This window comes from Saliniramus sp. (assembly GCF_035311605.1).
Taxonomy (GTDB): Bacteria; Pseudomonadota; Alphaproteobacteria; order Rhizobiales; family Beijerinckiaceae; genus Saliniramus.
The window spans coordinates 1-2,090 of sequence record NZ_DATGCW010000298.1 but is presented as its reverse complement, the minus strand read 5'-3'; the positions used below and the strand labels follow the sequence as shown (position 1 = coordinate 2,090).

Genomic DNA, 2,090 nt, shown 5'->3' with positions numbered 1-2,090 from the left:
CGTGGCGAGCAGATCCTCGCCATAGGCCTGCGCTTCCGCCATGTCGGCCAGACGCGGGACCACGATGGCGAATTCATCGCCGCCGATCCGCGCCACGGTTTCGCCATCGCGGGCATAGGCGGATAACCGTTCGGCCAGGGTGGTGATCAGATGATCACCGGCATCATGGCCGAGCGAGTCGTTGATCTGCTTGAGATTGTCGAGATCGAGGAAGAACAATGCACCGCTTTCGCCATCCTTGCGGCGCGCGCGCATCGCGGCAGCCAGCCGTTTTGCCAGCGCCTTGCGGTTGCCGAGCCCGGTGAGCGGGTCCCGCTCGGCCTGTTTGCGGATGAGCGTCTCGGCGCGCTTCAGCGCGGTAATGTCGGTGCGTATGCCCACCAGATGACCCGAGGGCGAACGGCTTTCGCGAACCTGCACCCAGCGCTCGTCGCCGGTATCGCGCAGAAAGGTATGGCCGCTTTCTGCGTGGATGCGCATGCATGCGTCGATCCAGGCTTTCTGTCGGCCCGGACTGTTGCCGGCTTGCGGAAACTGGCCTCGGGCAACTCCCATATGCAACATTTCCGCAAAGCTCATGCCGAGGCGAATGCCGTCGGCCATCTTGGGATAGGTTCGCAGAAAGCCCTCGTTCCACAGGATCAGCCTGTCATCGGCATCGAAGGCGGCAATGCCGTCGGGAATGGCCTCGATCACGTCGCGCAGGAGCGTCTCGGCCCGGGTGCGAGCCTCGATCTCCGCCGCACGCTCGGCTTCGGCAATCCTGCGCTCGGTCACATCAATGCGGATCGCCAGGTAGCCCTTGATTTGCCCGTCCTCGCCCTTGATCGGCGCGATGGTGCTGTCCACCCAGTAGAGCTTGCCGCATTTCGCGCGATTACAGATCTCACCGCGCCAGGTCCCGCCTGACGCGATGGTGCGCCACATGGTGCGGAAATAGTCTTTGGGATGGACACCGGAATTGAGGACGGCATGGGTCTTGCCGACCAGTTCGTCACGCGTGTAGCCGCTGATCCGGCAGAAGGGTTCGTTGACCGCGGTGATCACGCCGCGTCGATCGGTGATCCCCACGATCGCATGCTGGTCGAGGGCCGTCTGATAGGCGAGCAGTTCGGTTTCGATGCGCTCCAGATCACTGACGGCGCGTGCCATTCGGCGCGTCGTCTCTTCCCAGGCGCAATCCAGATTGATTTCCTCTTTCCACCGGATATCCTCCTCTCCGGCTCCTGAGTGAATGCCCAAGATATTCCGCATGCGTATCGCCTCGTCTGATCTGTTCCGGACCTTGGCGGGTGAAGTCAGATCTTGCGCACCTGTTCGATGAAATCCGTGACCGCCTTGGCGACGCGTTCGCATTCCGCATCGACCGTCGAGGCACTCGTTGTCATGCTCTCGCCCGACTCCGCCGAACGCCGCGCCGTCTGCGCCACATCACCCATCGCCTGGCTCACGGAGGCGCTGCCGGTGGCGGCCTCGGTGACCGAGCGAGAGATCTCGCTCGTCGTCGCCGCCTGCTCCTCGACCGCAGCCGAGATCGCCACCGAAGTCTCGTCGATCGTGTCGATGGTGGTGGAGATGCGTCCGATGGCGGCGACGGTGGATTGCGTCGATTCCTGAATGGCGGCGATCTGCTCGGAGATTTCTTCGGTCGCTTTTGCCGTCTGTGAAGCGAGATTCTTCACTTCCTGGGCAACGACAGCGAATCCCTTGCCGGCCTCACCCGCGCGAGCGGCCTCGATCGTGGCGTTGAGGGCGAGCAGATTGGTCTGCCCGGCAATGTTCTGGATCAGCGAGACGATCTGGCCGATCTTCTGGGACGCATCCGCGAGGGCCTGCACGCTCTGCGAGGTTTCCCTGGCCTCCTGCACGGCATTCTTCGTGATCCCGCGTGACTGGTCCACCTGACGCGAGATCTCGCTGATGGAGCTGTCGAGTTCCTCGGCTGCGGCGGCGACAGCCTGGACATTGGCGCTGGTCTGCTCGGCACCGGACGAGGCGGAGGTTGCGGTCTCGGTCGCTTCACGGGTCGCGGCGATGACCCCTTCCGCGCCAGTCTGCATGGAACCATTGGCGCGGCGCACCCCCTCGAG

At 63.7% G+C, this 2,090-nt stretch carries 2 protein-coding genes; both read right to left on the bottom strand.

The window, feature by feature from the left end; translation table 11 throughout:
• Positions 1 to 1,254, bottom strand: a 1,254-nt coding sequence (locus VKP01_RS13225) for a diguanylate cyclase domain-containing protein (RefSeq protein ID WP_324413027.1), incomplete at its 3' end; no start/stop codon positions are given.
• A 44-nt stretch (positions 1,255 to 1,298) separates the two neighbouring features.
• Positions 1,299 to 2,090, bottom strand: a 792-nt coding sequence (locus VKP01_RS13220; protein ID WP_324413025.1) for a methyl-accepting chemotaxis protein, incomplete at its 5' end; no start/stop codon positions are given.